The sequence below is a fragment of the Catenulispora subtropica genome (genome assembly GCF_039531675.1).
GTDB lineage: Bacteria > Actinomycetota > Actinomycetes > Streptomycetales > Catenulisporaceae > Catenulispora > Catenulispora subtropica.
In genome coordinates, this window is record NZ_BAAAQM010000070.1 from 18,652 (window position 1) to 36,841 (window position 18,190).

General features: G+C 73.0%; 16 protein-coding genes. 3 read left to right on the forward strand and 13 right to left on the reverse strand.

What is annotated here, in order from left to right; all coding sequences use genetic code 11:
* Positions 1–64 precede the first annotated feature (64 nt).
* The 5 genes from mshC to ABD466_RS38765 all read right to left on the reverse strand — a co-directional run bounded on the left by mshC (position 65) and on the right by ABD466_RS38765 (position 4,647).
* Positions 65–1,342: a cysteine--1-D-myo-inosityl 2-amino-2-deoxy-alpha-D-glucopyranoside ligase gene (gene mshC / locus ABD466_RS38745; RefSeq protein ID WP_344662274.1), complete on the reverse strand. Its 1,278-nt coding sequence runs from the start codon at positions 1,340–1,342 to the stop codon at positions 65–67.
* 122 nt (positions 1,343–1,464) lie between these two features.
* Entirely contained in the window at positions 1,465–2,370 is a 906-nt protein-coding gene (locus tag ABD466_RS38750) for a GNAT family N-acetyltransferase (protein ID WP_344662275.1), read from the reverse strand.
* Positions 2,371–2,434: 64 nt separating this feature from the next.
* Complete coding sequence (locus tag ABD466_RS38755) at positions 2,435–3,286, reverse strand: SCO1664 family protein (protein WP_344662304.1); 852 nt, start codon at positions 3,284–3,286, stop codon at positions 2,435–2,437.
* Between the two features lie 20 nt (positions 3,287–3,306).
* Positions 3,307–3,873: a DUF3090 domain-containing protein gene (locus tag ABD466_RS38760; protein ID WP_344662276.1), complete on the reverse strand. Its 567-nt coding sequence runs from the start codon at positions 3,871–3,873 to the stop codon at positions 3,307–3,309.
* A gap of 63 nt (positions 3,874–3,936) precedes the next feature.
* Positions 3,937–4,647 carry a histidine phosphatase family protein gene (locus tag ABD466_RS38765; protein ID WP_344662277.1) on the reverse strand — a complete coding sequence of 237 codons (711 nt, stop codon included), beginning with the start codon at positions 4,645–4,647 and terminating at the stop codon, positions 3,937–3,939.
* A 131-nt stretch (positions 4,648–4,778) separates the two neighbouring features.
* On the opposite strand from ABD466_RS38765, the gene ABD466_RS38770 reads away from it, so the two are divergent.
* Genes ABD466_RS38770 through ABD466_RS38780 form a run of 3 tightly spaced genes read left to right on the forward strand, consistent with a single transcriptional unit; the run spans position 4,779 to position 8,235 of the window.
* Positions 4,779–5,759: a magnesium and cobalt transport protein CorA gene (locus tag ABD466_RS38770; protein WP_344662278.1), complete on the forward strand. Its 981-nt coding sequence runs from the start codon at positions 4,779–4,781 to the stop codon at positions 5,757–5,759.
* Complete coding sequence (locus ABD466_RS38775; RefSeq protein ID WP_344662279.1) at positions 5,750–6,943, forward strand: methyltransferase; 1,194 nt, start codon at positions 5,750–5,752, stop codon at positions 6,941–6,943. Before ABD466_RS38770 ends, ABD466_RS38775 begins: the two co-directional genes overlap by 10 nt.
* Before the next feature lie 14 nt (positions 6,944–6,957).
* Entirely contained in the window at positions 6,958–8,235 is a 1,278-nt protein-coding gene (locus tag ABD466_RS38780; protein WP_344662280.1) for an MFS transporter, read from the forward strand.
* 38 nt (positions 8,236–8,273) lie between these two features.
* Here ABD466_RS38780 and ABD466_RS38785 read toward each other — a convergent pair whose 3' ends face one another.
* The 8 genes from ABD466_RS38785 to ABD466_RS38820 form a co-directional block, all read right to left on the reverse strand.
* Positions 8,274–9,077: a metallophosphoesterase family protein gene (locus tag ABD466_RS38785; RefSeq protein WP_344662281.1), complete on the reverse strand. Its 804-nt coding sequence runs from the start codon at positions 9,075–9,077 to the stop codon at positions 8,274–8,276.
* A 47-nt stretch (positions 9,078–9,124) separates the two neighbouring features.
* Positions 9,125–9,865, reverse strand: coding sequence for an HAD family hydrolase (locus ABD466_RS38790; RefSeq protein WP_344662282.1), 741 nt, complete (start codon positions 9,863–9,865; stop codon positions 9,125–9,127).
* The gene (locus ABD466_RS38795) at positions 9,862–11,070 is read right to left on the reverse strand and encodes a hypothetical protein (protein WP_344662283.1); all 1,209 of its coding nucleotides are present in this window, start codon (positions 11,068–11,070) and stop codon (positions 9,862–9,864) included. Before ABD466_RS38795 ends, ABD466_RS38790 begins: the two co-directional genes overlap by 4 nt.
* 139 nt (positions 11,071–11,209) lie before the next feature.
* The gene (locus tag ABD466_RS38800; protein WP_344662305.1) at positions 11,210–11,830 is read right to left on the reverse strand and encodes an NUDIX domain-containing protein; all 621 of its coding nucleotides are present in this window, start codon (positions 11,828–11,830) and stop codon (positions 11,210–11,212) included.
* A gap of 112 nt (positions 11,831–11,942) precedes the next feature.
* Entirely contained in the window at positions 11,943–13,634 is a 1,692-nt protein-coding gene (gene pyrG, locus ABD466_RS38805) for a CTP synthase (RefSeq protein WP_344662284.1), read from the reverse strand.
* A gap of 288 nt (positions 13,635–13,922) precedes the next feature.
* Positions 13,923–14,936 carry a glycosyltransferase family 4 protein gene (locus ABD466_RS38810; protein ID WP_344662285.1) on the reverse strand — a complete coding sequence of 338 codons (1,014 nt, stop codon included), beginning with the start codon at positions 14,934–14,936 and terminating at the stop codon, positions 13,923–13,925.
* Positions 14,937–14,997: 61 nt separating this feature from the next.
* On the reverse strand, positions 14,998–16,932 hold the full coding sequence (murJ, locus tag ABD466_RS38815; protein ID WP_344662286.1) for a murein biosynthesis integral membrane protein MurJ: 1,935 nt from the start codon (positions 16,930–16,932) through the stop codon (positions 14,998–15,000).
* Positions 16,925–17,854: a hypothetical protein gene (locus ABD466_RS38820; protein WP_344662287.1), complete on the reverse strand. Its 930-nt coding sequence runs from the start codon at positions 17,852–17,854 to the stop codon at positions 16,925–16,927. The genes murJ and ABD466_RS38820 overlap by 8 nt, the downstream gene beginning before the upstream one ends.
* Positions 17,855–18,190: the final 336 nt, after the last annotated feature.

Here is an 18,190-nt window from a genome sequence, read left to right on the forward strand (position 1 = left end):
GCGGGTACGACGAGTGGGACGACTCAGGGTTCTGACCGAAAAGGTCAGAACCCTGACAGCTCTTTCAGAGCGCGACTCCCAACAGCGCGTCCACGACCCGGCTGATCTGCCCCGGCGCCGCCGTGTTCCGTTCCACGGCCTCGCCGGCGGCCTCGTCCGCGGCCTCCTGCCGCGCCGCCCACGCGTCGATCACGGCCAGGGCGCCGGGCGTGTCGAGGTCCTCGGCCATCCGGGCGCGGACCGCGGCCAGCACGTCGTCGGCGGGGACGCCGTCCGGGCGGGAGACCGCGGCGCGCCAGCGGGCCAGGCGGGCCTGGGCGGACTCCAGGTCGGCGTCGGTCCACTCCCAGTCGGTGCGGTAGTGGTGGGCGAGCAGGGCCAGGCGGATGGCCATCGGGTCGACGCCGGCGTGGCGGAGCTTGGAGACCAGGACCAGGTTGCCCTTGGACTTCGACATCTTCTCGCCGTCCAGGCCGACCATGCCGGAGTGGACGTAGCTGCGGGCGTAGGGCCGCTCGCCGGTCACCACCTGGGCCTCGGAGGCGCCCATCTCGTGGTGCGGGAACACCAGGTCGCTGCCGCCGCCCTGCAGGTCCAGGCCCATGCCCAGGTGCTCCAGCGCGATCGCGGCGCACTCGATGTGCCAGCCGGGGCGGCCCGGGCGCAGGCCGGCCGCGCGGCCCGCCGCACCGGGGTCCCACGCCGGCTCGCCATCGCGCTCGGACTGCCACAGCAGGCAGTCCAGCTGGTGCTTCTTGCCCGGGCGCTCCGGGTCGCCCCCGCGCTCGGCGAAGGTGGTGAGCATCTCGGCCGGGTCCAGATGCGACACCGAGCCGAAGGCCGGGTCGGCGTGCACCGAGAAGTAGACGTCGCCGTCCACGTCGTAGGCCGCGCCCAGCGCCAGCAGCTTCACCACCAGGTCCACGACCAGCGGGATCGACTCCACGGCGCCGACATAGTGGGCCGGCGGCAGGATCCGCAGCGCGGTCATGTCCTCGCGGAACAGCGCCGTCTCCTGCTCGGCCAGCGCCTCCCAGTCCTGGCCGGTGGCCGCGGCGCGCTCCAGCAGTGGGTCGTCGACGTCGGTGACGTTCTGCACGTACCGCACCGGGTGCCCGGCGTCCCGCCACGCCCGCTGGACCAGATCGAACGCCAGGTACGTGTTGGCGTGCCCGAGATGCGTCGCGTCGTACGGCGTGATGCCGCACACGTAGATGCGGGCCGGCTCGCCGGGTCCGGCCGCCGGAGTGGGCACCAGGGCCCGCGCGGCGGAGTCGTGGAGCCGGACGGCGGGGCCGTGACCGGGCAGTTCGGGGACCTCGGGGGCGGGCCATGCGTGCATGCGGATGATCCTATCGGGGTCGGCCTGGACAGTGCCCGGGACGGGGTGGCGGAGGACGGCGCGGGGCCGCCGCCAGGCGCAACAGTGCCATGGGCCTGGTTTGTTCCGATGGCACGCGCCCCTCAGCCCACCGTGCCGCGCCCCCACACCGTCTGCAACGGCCGGTATCCGCACCGGCTCCAGAACGGCCCCGACAGCGGGTTCGCCGCGGTGTAGTGCAGCAGCGTCGCGCCGATCCCGGCGGCGTCCAGATCGGTGTGCACGCACCGCGCCAACGCCGCCCCGACCCCGGCGCCCCGCTCCCCCACCGCCACGACCCCGCACGTCAGATACGCCGCCGGCGCCACCCGGACGGTGTGCGCGGCCCAGTCCGAGTAGCCCGGCGGCTGCACCACGACCAAGCCCACGACCACGCCGTCCCGCTCGGCGACCCAGCCCCACTTCTCCTCGCCGGCCACGGCGAGCGCCACCTGCTCCTCGATCCGGGGACGGGTGGAGGGCCGGACCGCCGCGACCCCGAACCGGGCGTCCCACAGCACCTGCTCGATCCAGAGGTCGACGACGGCTTCGACATCCCGTTGCTCGAAACGGCGCACCGTCACCCCGGGGTCGTCGGCACCGGTCACGGGGCGCCCGGCGAGCCGCACCGCGAACACGGTCTGCGGCGCGAACCCGCGCTCCACCAGGGCGCGCGTCACCTCGGTGTCCCGGGACGGCCAGGTGATCGTGGCGACGCTGTCCGGCCCCGGCCGGTAGCACCGCTCGGCGGCCCACAGGTCCAGCAGCCGGGCGAACGCCTTCGGGCCTTCCACCTTCGGCGCCAGCCGCGATTCATACGCCGCGCCGAAGCTGAACAGGAACGCTTCCGGGTCGGTCTCGGTGTTGCGCACCAGCGCCACCCCGCCCGGGCAGGACAGCACCACGTCGGATGCCTGGGGCCCGGGCAGCGGCGCCGACGGTGCCAGCAGGCGGTCGCAGGCGTCGCGCCGGGCCTGATGGGCCGCGAGCAGCTCCGGACTCTGATCCATGACAGTGCCCCTCCCCATGGTGTTCGCGCCCGTCTTCAGGCACGGGAGCCGGAAACGGCGCGTCCTAGAACGGCGGCCACGGCACCGGCCGCCGGCGCCCCTCGGGCCCCGGGATCCGGTCGGTCCGCAACAGCTCCCTGATCCGCTCGCGCGTGGCCGCGACCTCCCCGGCGTCGAGCAGCTCGGCCAGGCGGCCGCCCAGCTCGCCGGAGGCGATGGCGCCGTCGAGGCGCTCCAGGACCTCGCGGACCTCGTCGCCCAGCGGCTCGTCGCTGAAGCCCCACAGCAGGGTCCGCAGTTTGTCGTCGACGTTGAAGGTCAGGCCGTGGTCGATCCCGTACACGTGGCCGGGGTCGGCGGTCCCGACCAGGAGGTGCCCGCCCTTGCGGTCGGCGTTGTTCACCACCGCGTCGAAGGCCGCGATCCGGCGGAGGCGCTCGTCGGCCTTGTGCGCCAGCACCGCCGGGCGGCCGTCGCCGAGCTCCACGGACAGCACCGGGCGCCAGCGCGCGGCGGCGTCGTCGGGGTCCTGGTCGAAGTCCTCCGGCAGCAGGGCCAGCAGCTCGTGGTCGTCGTCATCAGGGGTGTCGATCCACAACTGGCACATCCCCGGCCCCCAGGGCCCCTCCCGCATCACCGTCGGCGGCACGATCCGCCAGCCGGTGGCCTGGGACAGCTCGTAGGCGGCGACCTCGCGGGCGGCCAGCGTGCCGTTCGGGAAGTCCCACAGCGGCCGCTCCCCCGCGACCGGCTTGTGCACGCACTCCAGCGTCACGCCGTCCAGCGTCACCGTGCCGTAGAGGGTGGCGTTGGAGGCGTTGGTGAGCCGGCCGGTGATGGCCATCTCACCGGTCGTCAGCACCCGCGTGACGTGGGCCAAGTCCACCTCCTGCGCGACGGATTCCCCGGACTCCACGGGCTCGGCCCCGGGCGTGCTCAAGCCGCGCGCCGCCGGTAGCCGTTGGCCCGGGGGCAGACGTGTCCCTCGGGGTCCAGCGGCAGCGAGCAGAACGGGCACGGCGGCCGGCCGGCCGAGACCACGGCCTTGGCCCGCGTGGTGAACGCCCGGGCCTGGGCGCCGGTCAGCCGCACCACCATGGTCGGCGGCCCGTCGGCCTCCATGTCGCCCAGCGGCGGCTCGCCCCCGCCCTCCATCGGCGCCATCGCCTCGATCACCACGCGCTGGGTCTCGCCGTCCCAGGCCAGCGCCAGCGCCGCCACCCGGAACTCCTCGAACACCGGCTGCTCCAGCGGCTTGTCGTCGGCCAGTTCCAGCGGCGCGATGGCGGGCACCGGGGCCGCGCCTCCGGAGCGCCGCACCACCTCGTCGAGCAGGTCGTCCAGCCGTTCGGCCAGCGCCTCGACCTGCTCCTTCTCCAGCGCCACCGAGGTGATCCGGCCGCCGTCGGCCGCCTGCAGGTAGAAGGTGCGGTGCCCGGGGAGTCCGACGGTGCCGGCGACGAACCGCTCCGGGGGGTCGTAGACGAAGAGTTCCCGTGACACCGTATTCCTCCTACAAGCTCCGGTCAGGCCCTCGTGTGGGCCCCCGCAATCAAGCCTATGCGTTCACGTGTTGTCGGCGCCTGCGCCGCCCCCCACCGCGGCGTCGCCGTCCGCTGAGGGCGAACGCTCGGTGGCCGGCTTGTAGGGCGCCGGATCCCCGCCGACGTCGTTCAGGCGCAGCACGAACGGCCGCAGTTCGGTGTAGCGGACCGCGGTGACCGAGCACGGGTCGCAGGTGATGCGCTGGAACTGGTCCAGGTGCAGGCCCAGGGCGTCGGCGGCGAGCGCCTTGATGATGTCGCCGTGCGAGAACAGCGCCCACACCGCCTCCGGTCCGTGCTCGGCGGCTATCAGGGTGTTCCATTCCCGCACCGCGGCCACCGCACGCGCGGACATGTCGGCCATCGACTCGCCGTCGGGGCCGGGGAAGCGCGCGGCCGACGGGTGCGCCTGCACCGTGCGCCACAGCGGTTCCTGGGCCAGCTCGGCCAGCGTGCGCCCGGTCCAGTCGCCGTAGCGGCACTCGCCGATCCGCTCGTCGAGGTGCACCGGCAGGCCGTCGCGGCCGGCCAGCACGAGGTCGGCGGTCTGGCGGCAGCGTTCCAGCGGCGAGACGACGGCCGCGGCCAGCGGCACCTCGGCCAGCCGTTTGGCCAGCTCGCCGGCCTGCTGCTCGCCGCGCTCGTCCAGCCGCACGCCCGGAGTCCAGCCGGCCAGCACGCCGGAGCTGTTGGCCGTGCTGCGGCCGTGGCGGATCAGGAGTACCAGGGTCACAGGATCACCCTACGGCTTGTGCGCGGCCCGCGATGAACGCAGTGGCGCGGAGCACGGCGGTGACGGACCGCGCGCACCGCGTCGCGCCTCGGGATTCGGCCCTCGCGGGCACCTGCGGGATAATCGCACCCATGATCGTGAACTGCGCGACCTATCGGGGTGGCCGCCGCGTCTCGGCACCCGCCGACCTCTCGGACGCGCTGGATCAGGCGCGCAGTTGCGGGGACCCTTCGGCGTTCCTGTGGCTGGGCCTCTACGAACCCGAGCCGGACGAGCTGGACCTGGTGGCGAGCGAGTTCGGGTTGCACCCGCTGGCGGTGGAGGACGCGATGAGCGCCCACCAGCGGCCCAAGCTGGAGCACTACAAGGGATCGACGTTCCTGGTGTTCAAGACGCTGCTGGAGCACGACCCGCACCATCCGCTGCGACTCGGCGAGATCTCGGTGTTCCTCGGCGACAACTTCATCGTCACGGTGCGGCACGGCGACGCCAACCCGCTGTCGGGAGTGCGCAAGCGCATAGAGAACGAGCCGGAGCTGCTGGAGCACGGGCCCAGCGCGGTGCTGTACGCGGTCGCCGACCAGATCGTCGATTCCTACACCCGGTACGCCGGCCTGATGCAGGACTCCATCGACCAGTTGGAGACCGAGGTCTTCTCGCCCGTGCGCGGTGACTACGGTGGTCCGATCTACGCGCTCAAGCGCAACGCCATCGTGTTCGCGCGCGCGGTGATCCCGCTGGTGATGCCGGCGAAGGCGCTGGTCGAGGGGTTCGAGGAGCGGGTCGCGAAGGAGACGTACCCGTACTTCCGGGACGTGGCCGACCACGTCCTGCGCTCCACCGAGGCCGCGAGGGAGTGGAACGAGCTGCTGGACCACATGCTCGACGCCGACCGGTCGAGGGTGTCGGTGCAGCAGAACAACGACATGCGGCGGATCTCCGCGTGGGCGGCGATCCTGGCGGTGCCGACGGCGATCGCGGGGATCTACGGCATGAACTTCGACGACATGCCCGAGCTGCACTACCACTACTCGTACTACATCGTGCTCGGCGTCATGGCCGTGTCGTGCGTGTTCATCTACATCCTTCTGAAGCGGGCGAAGTGGCTCTGACCGGGGCGCCGCCCCTGCCCGGCGAGCTGGAGCTGACGCGGTTCCCGGAGGATCCGCGGGAGCGGCTGCGGGCCTGGGACGCCTCGGACGAGTACCTGCTGCGCCACCTGGAGGGCTTGTCCGGCTCCTCCGGCTCCTCCGGCCTGCCCGCCCCGTCCGGCCGCACGGTGGTCTTCGGCGACCGATGGGGTGCGCTGACGACCTCGCTCCTGGCCGCCGGGGCGGCGGTCACTCAGATCTCTGATTCGTTCCTCACTCAGCAGGCGACTCTCCTGAACGTCTCCAGAAACGGGATGACGGATCCCGACCTGGAACTGCTGTCGACGGTCGATGATTTCTCGGGACGCCCCGCCTCGCTCCTGGTGCGGGTGCCCAAGTCGTTGGCGCTGCTGGAGGACCGGCTTCGCCGGTTGCGTCCGTTTCTGGGGACGGGGACGAGGATCGTGGGCACCGGGATGGTGACCGAGATCCACACCTCGACGCTCCAGGCCTTCGAGCGGATCCTCGGCCCGACGCGGACGTCGCTGGCGGTGCGCAAGGCGCGGCTGATCTTCTGCGAGATCGATCCGGCGCTGGCGCCCGCCCCCAGCCCGTGGCCGCTGGCGTACCGGCTGCCGGAGGACGCCGGGCTCGTGGCCGGCCGCACCGTCGTGAACCACGCGGGCACGTTCTCCGCCGACCACCTGGACATCGGCACGCGGTTCTTCCTCCAGCACCTGCCGCGGCGCTCCGATGCCGCGCACATCGTGGACCTGGGCTGCGGCAACGGAGTCGTGGGGCTGGCGGCGGCGCTCGGGAGCCCGGAGGCGTCGGTGACGTTCGTCGACGAGTCGTACCAGGCGGTGGCCTCGGCGCGCGCCACGTTCGAGGCGACGTTCGCGGCGGGGACGCGGGACGCGGCGTTCCGGGTCGGGGACGGCCTGGCGGGGTTCGAGCGCGAGAGCGTGGACCTGGTGCTGAACAACCCGCCGTTCCACGCGCACCAGGCGACGACCGACGCGGTGGCGTGGCGGATGTTCACCGGTTCGCGGGCGGCGTTGCGGCCGGGCGGGGAGCTGTGGGTGGTGGGGAACCGGCACCTGGGATACCACGCGAAACTGAAGCGGCTGTTCGGGAACTGCGATGTGGTGGCCGGCAATCCGAAGTTCGTGGTGCTGCGCGCGAGACGGCGATCACGCCTCTGATAGCTTTCCTCCGTATGGTGGGGATTTTCGCGTATCCGGGGTATGCGCGGTTCTGGACGGCGGACGCGGTGTCGACGTTCGGAACCTACGTCACGACCGTGGCCCTGCCGACTCTGGCCGTGCTGACCCTGAAGGCCAGCGACGCGCAGGTGGGGCTGCTCAACGGGGCGCGGTGGACGCCGTATCTGCTGTTCGGGTTGCTGGCGGGCGTGATCGCCGACCGGTACCGGCGGCGTCCGATCCTGGTGGCGACGGATCTGGTGCGCGGCGGGCTGCTGATGCTCGTCGCGGGCCTGGCCGCCGCGAAGATGCTGACCGTCTACGAGCTGGCGGCGTTCGTCGCCGCGTTCGGTGCGCTGTCGCTGTTGTATGACGCGGCGCACCAGTCGTATCTGCCGCAGCTGATCCCGCCGTCCGGCCTGACGTCCGCGAACGCGCGGTTGCAGCAGACGTCGGCGATGGCGCAGTCGACGGGGCCGTTCCTCGGCGGGTCGCTGGTCGCGCTCGTCGGGGCGCCGGTGTCGATGGTGGTGGACGCGGTGTCGTACCTGGCGTCGGGAGCGGTGCTGGCGACGATCCGGCGTCCGGAGCCGGCGCCGGACCACGAGACCCGCGATCTGCGGGCGGAACTGCGGGAGGGCGTGCGGTTCGTCTACCGGCACCCGGTCCTGAAGAGCACGGCGCTGACGCTGCACGCCCGGTTCCTGTTCGCGAGTGTGATCTCGACCGTGTTCCCGCTGTTCGTCCTGCACGGCCTGGGTCACGACGCCGAGCGCGCGCCGTTCGGCCTGGGCCTGGTGATGGCCGCCGGCGGGCTCGGGGCGCTGGTCGGCAACACGCTGTCCGGCCGCCTGGGCCGTTTCGGCGCCGGCCGTGTGGTGGTCGGCGAGCGGCTGGCCGAACCGTGCGCGTGGGCGCTGGCGGCCCTCGCGGCCGCCGGCACCGCGGGCTGGGTGATGGCCGCCGGGGCGCAGTTCCTGGTGTGGGTGGCGCTGGGCGTCAGCGGCCCGAGCGAGATGGCCTACCGCCAGTCGGTGACGCCGGACCGCCTCCAGGGCCGCACCAACGCCACGATCCGTTCGCTGAACTGGGGCATGTTCACGATCGGCGCCCCGGTCGGCGGCCTGCTGGCCACCCACTTCGGCTACCGCGCAGCCATGTGGGTCGCGATCGCCGGGATGGCGGTCGCGGCCGTGGTGGCGGCGCTGTCGCCGGCGCGGACGGCGCGGATAGCGGAGGACGGGCCGGCTGCGGAAGGTGGGCCGGTTGCGGCAGCCGCGGCTATCGGGTGAGCGGGAGCCGACGCCCATCCGCTCAGTCCGGCGACCGGTCAGTCCACCAGCACCATCTGCTCGGCCTCGGCGATGATCTCCTCCGGAGCCGGCGGGCGCAGCAGCAGGTCGGCGATGCGCAGGCGGCCCGGGTCACCGGCGGCTTCGATGGCCGCGACCGATTCGCGGACGTCGTACCGGGTGTGGCGGAGTCGGACGTCGGGGCCGAGCAGGGCCCAGTAGGCCACGCCCGGGTCGCCGCCGTGGTACGGGAGGCCGACGCTGCCGGGGTTGACGCTGCGGATGCCGGCGACGCGGCGGTCGAACTGGAGGTGGGTGTGCCCGGTGACCAGGACTTGTTCGGTGATGCCGGCGGTGAGTTCCCGGAAGCGTTCCTCGGAGGTGCTGGGCGTCACCGCCTCGTTGTCGCTGCGGGGTGAGCCGTGGCAGAAGCGGACCTCGCCCAGGCCCTTGACGTCCACCACGACGCTGAAGGGGAACGAGCCGACGAAGGCCAGGGCGCCGGTGCCGTGGCGGGCCGGGACCCATTGCTGGCGCGGGTTGGCCGGGGTGTAGGCGCCGGTGGCGATGTGCCGGACGAAGCGCTCGCTGTTGCCGCGCACGCACACCGCGCGCAGCCCCAGGCCCTGCACGATCCGCACCGTCTGGTCCGGGTCCACGCCCCACGTCAGGTCGCCGTTGAAGACCACCAGGTCGGCGGCGGCCACCTCGGGCTCGGCCAGCACCGCACGCAGCGCCGGCACGTTGGCGTGCACGTCCGACAGCACCGCCACGCTGGCCACCGGCCCGTAATGCTTGGCCGGACCCTCCCACGGCGCGGGACCGAAGTACTGGGCGCTCATCGCGGACCTCCCCGGGACGGCGAATCGTCGGTTTCCGGGATTGAAGCCTAATCGCGTCCCTGATGGTGGGCGAGGTGTGACCGAGCACTGAGACCCGGTGTGCTCACAAGGCTGGTCAGCTCAGTGAACGAGCCGATCTCCGGACCGCCCCAGTCCTCCTCGCGATCGTGGGCGCTGTTGCTGTGCCAGTCCTGCGCCCGCAACAGCAACGCCGTCATCCCGACCCCGGCGGCGCCGGTCAGCTCGTGCGAACCGCCGTCGCCCACGTACAGGCAGTCGGCGGGCCGCACGCCGAGCCGCTCGCAGACCAGATGGAAGAACGCCGGATCGGGCTTCTTGATCCCTTCCACGCACGAGAAGACCGCCGTGTCGAAGTACGGTGCGACCTCCAGGTCCGGCCAGGCGGCCGGCAGTTCCGGCGTGCAGTCGCTGAGCAGACCCAGCCGGAACCCACGACCGGACAACGTCTCCAGCGCCCCGCGCGCGTCCGGCCGGAACCGGAACAGCGCGTTCTGCGCCCGCACCCGGGCCGAGCACGCTTCGGCGAGGGCCTCCTCCGACGGCGAGACGCCGCACCGCCGCGCCAGTTCGCGGAACGTCTCCGTCAGGTCGCCGAGGGCGCCGGTCGCCCGCTCGACGAACGAAGCGTCCAGCGCCTCGCGCCAGCGGTCGGTCGAGAGCCCGAGCGGCGCGGCGCTGGCGGCCGCGGCCTCCGTCCAGGCGTCGTTCGGGGTGCTGAGGGTCAGAGTGCCGTAGAAGTCGATGACGACGGCGGTGACGGCACTCACGATTCCAGCACCGCTGCGGGAACGAGGGGCGAGTCGTTCTCTTCGGCGTCCCCGGATTCGGGCACGGGCGTTTCCCGGCGCGGCATGAGCGGCGCCACCAGCAGCGGCAGCCCCAGCGAGACGACGATCCACATCGGCACCAGCATCCGGGCCCAGTCGCCCGGATGCAACAGGAGCGAGGCCGGGCCGACCGCCGCCACCCCCAGGAACACCGCGGCGGCCCATCCGCGCACCCAGCGCGCCACGCCCCACAGCCCGAGCGCGGCCAGCACGACCAGGTAGGCGCCGCCGGCGATCAAAGGCAGGAACGCCCGCCAGAACCGGAATTCGGCGTGCAGGAAGCGGATGTACATGTCGGGCTTCACCGGCTGGGTGAAGTGGTCGGTCATGGTGTCCGTGATCCCCTGGTTGATCGTCGGCCACGCCAGGGCGGCGCTGATCGCGACCATGACCGCGAGCGAGGCTCCGGACAGCACGGCCAGCCGGACCGCCCACGGCCGCCGCGGCTTGCGGAGCGCGAGCGCGCCGACGCCGACCGCCAGCAGGAACGACGCGGCCATGGCCGCGTCGGCCGCCCGCACCGCGAACAGCCACGCGAACGCCGCCGCCGCGACGGAGACCGCCATGGTGCGCCGGCGGTCCTGGACGATCAGCGCCGCGGCGTACAGCAGCGCGACCAGGCCCACCGAACTCGCCGCCTCGGACAGCACCCGCGTGCCGACGAAGCCGGACGGCAGCACGAAGTACGCCACCTCGGCCGCCAGGGGCCACAGCCCTGGAAGCCCGACCGCGCGGGCCGCCAGCACCAGCAGCACGCCGGTCGCGATCTGCAGGAACAGGACCGTCAGATAGATCCCCTGGTCACCGAACACCCGGATGAACAGCGACATCAAAGCCGGGAACCCGGGACGCGCGCGGAATATCTCCTGGTAGGGCTTCGGGAAGCTGAGCACGCCGGTGGTGTTCCATACGCAGTCGCCGCGCTTGATGTCCGTGTAGTCGACCTCGTCGTCGCACACGAAATCGACCGCCTTGTCGGTGGCGGTCTTGTCGTCGTACCCGGCGAACTCGTAGGCACGCTGCGCGTAGTGCACGGTGTCGGTCTCGGCGCGGCCGACGCCCTGGGTCGGGCCGGCCCAGAGCATCAGGACCCCGATCAGACCCACGATCCCCGCGATCACCACAAGCAGGCGCTGCGAACGCACTCGTCCCCCATGTCGGTCGTCGGCCGCTGCGTCCCAGCCCCCTGTGCAGCAGACCGCAAAACCATATACCGACGAGAATCACCGGGTTATAGAGGCATCCTCAGAATCCGAGATCTGATCAGAGGTCTCATTCGCCGGCTCAGTAGGGCCGCTGCGGCCACGGCGCGTCGGCCGGCCGCAGATCCGCCAAGGCGTTGGTGGTGATGGCCGTGGTCAGGGCCAGCACCCCGGCGACGGCCAGCGGGTTGTGCAGCTCCCCGGCCAGGATCAGCCGCGTCACCTCGGCGCGGTCGGCCCACACCACGGGCATGTCGGCCTCCTCGTGCTCGCGGGCGAACTGCTCGCCCTCGGCCTCGCTCACGCCGCGCGCCAGGTAGACGCGGATCGCCTCGTCGGAGCCGCCGGGCGTGGTGAACAGGTCGATCAGCACCCGCCAGTCGGCGGCCTGCTGGTGCGCCTCCTCGTAGAGCTCGCGCTTGGCCGCCTCCAGCGGGTTCTCGCCGGGGTGGTCCAGGAGCCCGGCGGGCAGCTCCCACAGCCGCCAGCCCACCGGGTGCCGGTACTGCCGCACCAGCAGGATCCGGTCGGCCTCGTCCAGGGCCACCACGCCGACCGCACCGGGGTGCACGACATAGTCGCGTTCGGCGACCTTCCCGTCGACCATGCGCACGGTATCGGTCCGGATCGAGATCACGTGCCCGCGGAACTTCTCCTCCGAGGCCAGGACCGGCCACTTCTCCGGTTCGTCGCGGATCTCCATCACGCTCCCGTGGACGCAGTTCATACCGATGATCGAAGCCTACAGGGCGGATACGGCGAGCGCCCCGGCACGGGGCCGGGGCGCTCGGAGGTCGCGGGGGACGCGGGACGGATCAGGACCCGGAGGCGCCGGCCTCGGCGAGGGTGTCCGTACCGGTACCGGCGGCCGGCACGCCCTGCGAACGCGCCACGGCGGCGGCGATCAGCCCGGCGAACAGCGGGTGCGGCCGGGTCGGACGCGAACGCAGCTCGGGGTGGGCCTGGGTGCCGACCAGGAAGGGGTGCGTCTCGCGCGGCAGCTCGACGAACTCCACCAGGCGCCCGTCCGGCGAGGTGCCGGAGAACACCAGGCCGGCCTCCTCCAGGCGCGGCCGGTAGGCGTTGTTCACCTCGTAGCGGTGGCGGTGCCGCTCCTCGATGTACGGCGCGCCGGCGTAGAGCTCGCGCACGAGCGTGCCCTCGCCGAGCTTGGCCGGGTACAGCCCCAGGCGCATGGTGCCGCCCAGGTCGCCCTGGCCGGCCACGATGTCGCGCTGGTCGGCCATCGTGGAGATCACCGGGTCCGGGGTGGCCTCGTCGAACTCCGCGGAGTTCGCCGCGCCGATGCCGGCCAGGTGGCGCGCGCCCTCGATCACGATGCACTGCAGGCCCAGGCACAGCCCGAGCAGCGGGATGCCGTTCTCGCGGGCGAACTTGACGGTGTTGACCTTGCCCTCGATGCCGCGCACGCCGAAGCCGCCGGGGATGCAGACCGCGTCCACGTCGGACAGGTTCTTGGCGGCGCCCTCGTCGGTCGCGCACTCGTCGGAGGGCACCCAGCGGATGTTGACGCGGGCGGAGTTGGCGAACCCGCCGGCGCGCAGCGCCTCGGTGACCGACAGGTAGGCGTCGGGCAGGTCGATGTACTTGCCGACCAGGGCCACGGTGACGTCGTGGTCCGGCTCGTGGACCCGGCGCAGCAGGTCGTCCCACTGGGTCCAGTCCACGTCGCGGAACGGCAGGCCCAGGCGGCGCACCACGTAGGCGTCCAGTCCCTCGGTGTGCAGGACCTTGGGGATGTCGTAGATGGACGGCGCGTCCACGGCCGCGATCACGGCCTCCTCGTCCACGTCGCACATCAGCGAGATCTTGCGCTTGATGGCCTGGCTGATCGGCCGGTCGGCGCGGCAGACGATGGCGTCCGGCTGGATGCCGATGCTGCGCAGGCTGGCCACCGAGTGCTGGGTGGGCTTGGTCTTCATCTCGCCGGAGGGGCCGATGTAGGGCACCAGGGAGACGTGCAGGAAGAAGACGTTGTCCCGGCCGACCTCGTGGCGCACCTGGCGGGCGGCCTCCAGGAACGGCAGCGACTCGATGTCGCCGACGGTGCCGCCGACCTCGGTGATGACGATGTCGACGTCGTCGCCGCCCATCCGGCGGATGCGGGCCTTGATCTCGTTGGTGATGTGCGGGATCACCTGGACGGTGTCGCCCAGGTACTCGCCGCGCCGCTCCTTGGCGATCACCGCGGAGTAGACCTGGCCGGTGGTGACGTTCGCCGAGCCGTGCAGGTCGGTGTCCAGGAACCGCTCGTAGTGGCCGACGTCCAGGTCGGTCTCGGCGCCGTCGTCGGTGACGAACACCTCGCCGTGCTGGAACGGGTTCATGGTGCCGGGGTCGACGTTCAGGTACGGGTCCAGCTTCTGCATGGTGACCCGCAGCCCCCGGGCCTTGAGCAGGGCGCCGAGCGAGGAGGCGGTGAGGCCTTTGCCGAGGGAGGAGGCGACGCCCCCGGTTACGAACAGGTGTTTCGTCTGGTGTGCCAAAGGGGGCTCCCGCGGATCGCTGTGGACTAACTGATGGGGCGCTGCTCGTGGAGGAGGCGAGCGGTGGGCGATGCGGTGCCGGAGGGGGCGTGATCCGTGTCGGGGCGGCCTGGCCGGAACCTGTCATCCACGGGAGACCAGGATATCAGCAGTTGCCGGGCCCGGCGGCACCGGCCGATCATGCCCGTCGGACGGCGGTCAGACAGCAGTCGGATGCCCGCAACGCCCCGTTCATGATCGTTTCGCCCGGCCCACTTCGGCCGCGGACGTCCGGCGAGCGGCCGGCGTTCACCCCGAATACGCGTCCAGGGCGGCCTTCAGCTCGTCGTCGGGGCCGGGCCACAGCGAGTCCCAGTCGGGGAGGCCGTCGGCGAGCGGGCCGAAGCGCACACCCGGCGGCGTCGTCGCGGCCCAGGTCTCGACGAGCGACCGGGACAGGGCCTCGGGGTCGCCCGGCGGGATCAGCGGGAAGTAGCCGGCGGTGACCTCGGCCACGCCGCCGACGTCGGTGGCGACGATGCGGTCCATCCCCGCTCGCAGGGCTTCCTGCAGGGCGAGGGGCCGCGCCTCCCATGTGCTGCACATGACGAACACGTCGGCGGCACGCAGCAGGTCGGCGATGTCGGTGCGGTGGCCGAGAAGCGTGACCGGGAGCTGATGGCGATCGATGACGGCCTGGAGCGCGGCACGCTGCGGGCCTTCGCCGGCTATCGCCACCGGTGGGACGTTCTCGGCACCGTGGCGGTCCTGGATCAGTACCAACGCCTTGAGAAGGGTGGCGTAGTCCTTCTGCGGGGCGAGACGGCCGACGGCCAGGACGACGCGCCGCGCGTCGTCGGGCGCCAGTCCCAGTTCGCTTCTCAGCCCTGTTCTCAGCTCTTGGAAGGAACGCGTCGGCGCGGGGAGGCGAGGTGCGACCACGGGCGCGAAGCGGACATCCCGAGCCCCGTATCCAGCTGCGGTGTCGACCAGGTCGTGGGAGGCGCCGAGGACGACGTCGGCCCGCTGGGCGACGAGCCGCAGCAGCAGTTCGCCGGCCCGGTTCGAGGGCGCGTTGTGGAGGGTGACGACGGTGCGTTTGCGGACCGCCAGACAGGCCGCCGCTCCGGCCCGCAGGCCGTGGGCGTGGACGACGTCGGCGGCGGCCCGGCGCGCGGCGTGGCGGATGGCCGGGATGGCACCCTTGCCGGTGGCGACGAGCGGGTGGACGTCGTGGCCGTTCTCGCGCAGGCCGCGGGTGAGGTTGTCGACGTGGACGCCGATGCCGCCGGTGCTCTCGGCCCGGACCAGAAGGACTCTCATGGTGTGCGTCCGCCTCTCATCGTCCCGGCTCTCATCGGCTCGGCTCTCATCGGCTCGGCTCTCATCGCCCCGGCCGGCGCCGCCGGCTGTCGACGGTGGCGCGCAGCCACTTGCCGCACTCGGTGTCCGGCAGCAGGCGCTTGGCGGCGGCCACGGCGGCGAGGGTGAACAGGGCGATCGTCGCGAGCGCGGTCGCGGCCCCGATGACGGCGGCCTGGAACGGGCCGGTCGCGCCGACGAGGGCGGCGGCGGCCATGCCGGTGGGGGTGGCGATCCCGGCCGCGACGCCGGCGACGGCGGCAGCCCGGCCGACCCCGGCGAGGGCGTCGCGCCCGGCGGCGCGGCGGACCGGCGTCAGCAGCGCGGCACCGGCGACCGACATGCCCAAGGCGTTGCCCAGGCCGAGCGCGACGACCGCGTCCTGGCCGGGCAGCAGGGTCACCAGGGCGAGGTCGGCGACCAGCACCGTGAGCCAGCCCGCGCAGACCGAGGTGGCGGCGGCGCGGCCGCGGCCGGCGGCGTAGAGGGCCCGGCTCAGGTGCGCGAGCAGGCCGTAGCCGATCAGCCCGGGAGCGAAGGCGGCCAGGCCCTGGCCCATCATCGCGACGGTGACGCCGCCGCCGGAGCCGTGGCGGGCGGTGAGGAACAGCCGCGCGGTCGGCCACGCGGCGGCGGCCAGGACCGACGCCCCGGCCGCGGAGAAGATCAGCACCGCCTGGGTGGTCACCGCGACGCCGCGGGCGTAGCCGGCGCGGTCCGCGGCCGCCCACTTCGCCGACAGGTCGGTGAACGCGCTCGTCGCGACCGGGACGGCCAGGACGGCGTAGGGCAGCGAGTAGACGGCCCAGACCAGGTTGAAGACGGTGAGGGTGCCGGTGGAGGCGTGCCCGGCGTTGGCCAGCAGGACGATGGTCAGCACCGCGAACTGCTGCGCGACCAGGGTCGCGACGCCGGCGACGCCGAGCGAGCGGGCGCGGCGCGCGACCCCGTCGGGGAAGCGGAAGGTGGGGTGCAGCGTGAGCTTGGCGCGGCGGACGGCGGGCAGCAGCGACAGGACCAGGATCAGGACGCCCGCCGAGGTGCCGAGGGCCAGCACGAGCTCGGGGGCATAGCGGAGGTCGGCCAGATGGGCGCCGCGTCCGCGGTCGAGGACGGCGAAGACGGTGTACGAGGCGATGACGACCAGGCTGGACAGCAGCGGTGCGAGCGCCGGGGCGAGGAAGCGGCGGTCGGCCTGGAGCGTCGCACCGAGCACGACCGCGGCCCCGTAGAGCGGGATCTGCGGCAGGAAGAAGACCAGGAAGCGGCTGATCTGCTCGGGATAGCCGGCACCATGGCCGCTGCCGAGGATGTGCCCTATCGGCCCGGCGAGCGCGATGCCGGAGGCGGACAGCGGGAGCAGGGCCGCGAGCGTCCAGGTGAGCAGCGCCGAGACGATCCGCGACGCCCGCTCCCGGTCCGCGGGGCCCTCTCCGCCGCCGGTGAGCGGCCCGGCGAGGAGCGGGACGGCGACCCCGGCCAGGGCACCGCCCGCGGTGATCTCGAAGACGATGTTCGGGAGCTGGTTCGCGGAGTTGTAGGCGTCGGCGAGCGAGCCCGCCCCGACGGTGTGGGAGAAGACGAGCCAGCGCCCGAAGCCGACGACGCGCGACGCGACGGTCGCGACCGCGATGAGGATGGCGGCACCGGCGAGAGTGGAGGCGGTGGGGCGGGGGCGGCGCTGGTGACGGGACGGGGTGGAGGTCTCGTCGGTCGGCGGCGGGGTCGACGTCGAGGCGGTTGGCTGAGCTGAGGCTAGAAGGGCCGCTTCAGCAGAAGGCTGGGCGGAGTTCGGAGCAGGCGCCTGGTGGGGCACGGCGGCACGGCCGGAGCTGAGGTCGGCGCTGAGGTCAGCGGCGCGGCCCGCGCTGAGGTCGGCGCCGAGGTCAGCGGCGCGGCCGGAGCGGTCGGCGCTGAGATCGGCCCCATGGTTCGCATCGGTGCGGAGATCAGCCATGCGGAAGCTCGTCCTGCGGCGGTGCGGCGGCGCGGTCGGCGCGTGACTCCGGGGCCCGTTGCCCGGAACCGGTGCTGGAACCGGAGCTGGACCCGGGGACAAGGTTCTGATCCGGGCCGATACGGCCCAGTTCGTCAAGGAACCGCAACGGCGGCGTCGCGGCGATGACCTTGGTGAAGCTGATCTTCTCGCTGGCGGCCGTCAACGCCGCCAGAGTCGCGGCGACCGCGACGAGGCGGCCGCGAGAGGCGGAGGCGGCGGTGGCGACGCCGAGGGCCGCGCCCAGGGCGTTGGCTCCGGCGTCGCCGAGCATGGCGCGTTCGCCGAGGTCCTCCGGAAGCAGGGCGGCGGCGGCGCCGAGGGCCGCCGCTCCGAACACGGTGCCGCGCCTGAGCCCGGCCGCGCCGCCGATGAGCGCCGCCTTCGTCGCCCGGCCGGGACGCAGGTCGAAGAGGTTGATGACGTTGGCCGCCCCGGCGACGACGACTCCGGCCAGCACCCGGTCGACCGGATCGCGGCGCAGGGCAGCCCCGGCCGCCAGGCCGGTGGCGCCGATGCCGAGGATCTTCACCGCACCGGTGGTGACCTCACCCCGGGCGAGCGCGGTGAGGTGGCCGCGGAAGCCCTTGGACGTGCCACGCTCGTTGAGATCGTCGTGAAGCCCGACGGCTCCGGCGCCCAGCGCCGCGCCGCACCCGGCGACGCGCACCCGTGCCGGGATCCCCGGTGCCACGAGGGCGGCCGCCGCGATCCCGACGGAGACCGCCGGCCCTTCGAGCAACGTGACGTCACGCCCCCGATTGTTCGCCCGTGTCCACCGCCCGGCGCCGCCTGGAGTCCGCACGCTCAGCAGCCGATAGGCGCCCCGCGCCGCGACGGCGCCGACCACCGCGGCCGCCGCCGTCCGCCTCATGCCCAGCATCACGCCGACCTACCCTCCGTGCGCCGGCTGATGCACCAAGCCGCCTCGCACCACTCTCGCGCCACCACGGCGCCGGTTCCGTACCGGTTCGATCGCCGGGCCCGTCCAGGGGTGCCGCCGACCGCTCCGAACACTGCTGACGGTGCGTCATCGAACCACGCCCGTGCCCTGTCAGCCGTGCCTGCGGCCGATACCGAGAGCCTCGCGGCTTCCTGCTCCGGTGCGCAAGAGCAGTCCACCCGAACCCCACGCACCCGCAACATTCCCCTTACGCCTTCGTAACCTCGGATCCGCACCCCGGCGCCGTCGCCGCTCGCCATGTCCACAGCCGCACGC

Bases quoted from the DNA above. Each gene is read 5' to 3' on its own strand.
- mshC (WP_344662274.1), bottom strand. From the start codon at position 1,342: ATGCACGCATGGCCCGCCCCCGAGGTCCCCGAACTGCCCGGTCACGGC.
- ABD466_RS38750 (WP_344662275.1), bottom strand. From the start codon at position 2,370: ATGGATCAGAGTCCGGAGCTGCTCGCGGCCCATCAGGCCCGGCGCGAC.
- ABD466_RS38770 (WP_344662278.1), top strand. From the start codon at position 4,779: ATGATCGTGAACTGCGCGACCTATCGGGGTGGCCGCCGCGTCTCGGCA.
- ABD466_RS38780 (WP_344662280.1), top strand. From the start codon at position 6,958: ATGGTGGGGATTTTCGCGTATCCGGGGTATGCGCGGTTCTGGACGGCG.
- ABD466_RS38785 (WP_344662281.1), bottom strand. From the start codon at position 9,077: ATGAGCGCCCAGTACTTCGGTCCCGCGCCGTGGGAGGGTCCGGCCAAG.
- ABD466_RS38800 (WP_344662305.1), bottom strand. From the start codon at position 11,830: ATGGAGATCCGCGACGAACCGGAGAAGTGGCCGGTCCTGGCCTCGGAG.
- ABD466_RS38810 (WP_344662285.1), bottom strand. From the start codon at position 14,936: ATGAGAGTCCTTCTGGTCCGGGCCGAGAGCACCGGCGGCATCGGCGTC.
- murJ (WP_344662286.1), bottom strand. From the start codon at position 16,932: ATGGCTGATCTCCGCACCGATGCGAACCATGGGGCCGATCTCAGCGCC.
- ABD466_RS38820 (WP_344662287.1), bottom strand. From the start codon at position 17,854: ATGCTGGGCATGAGGCGGACGGCGGCGGCCGCGGTGGTCGGCGCCGTC.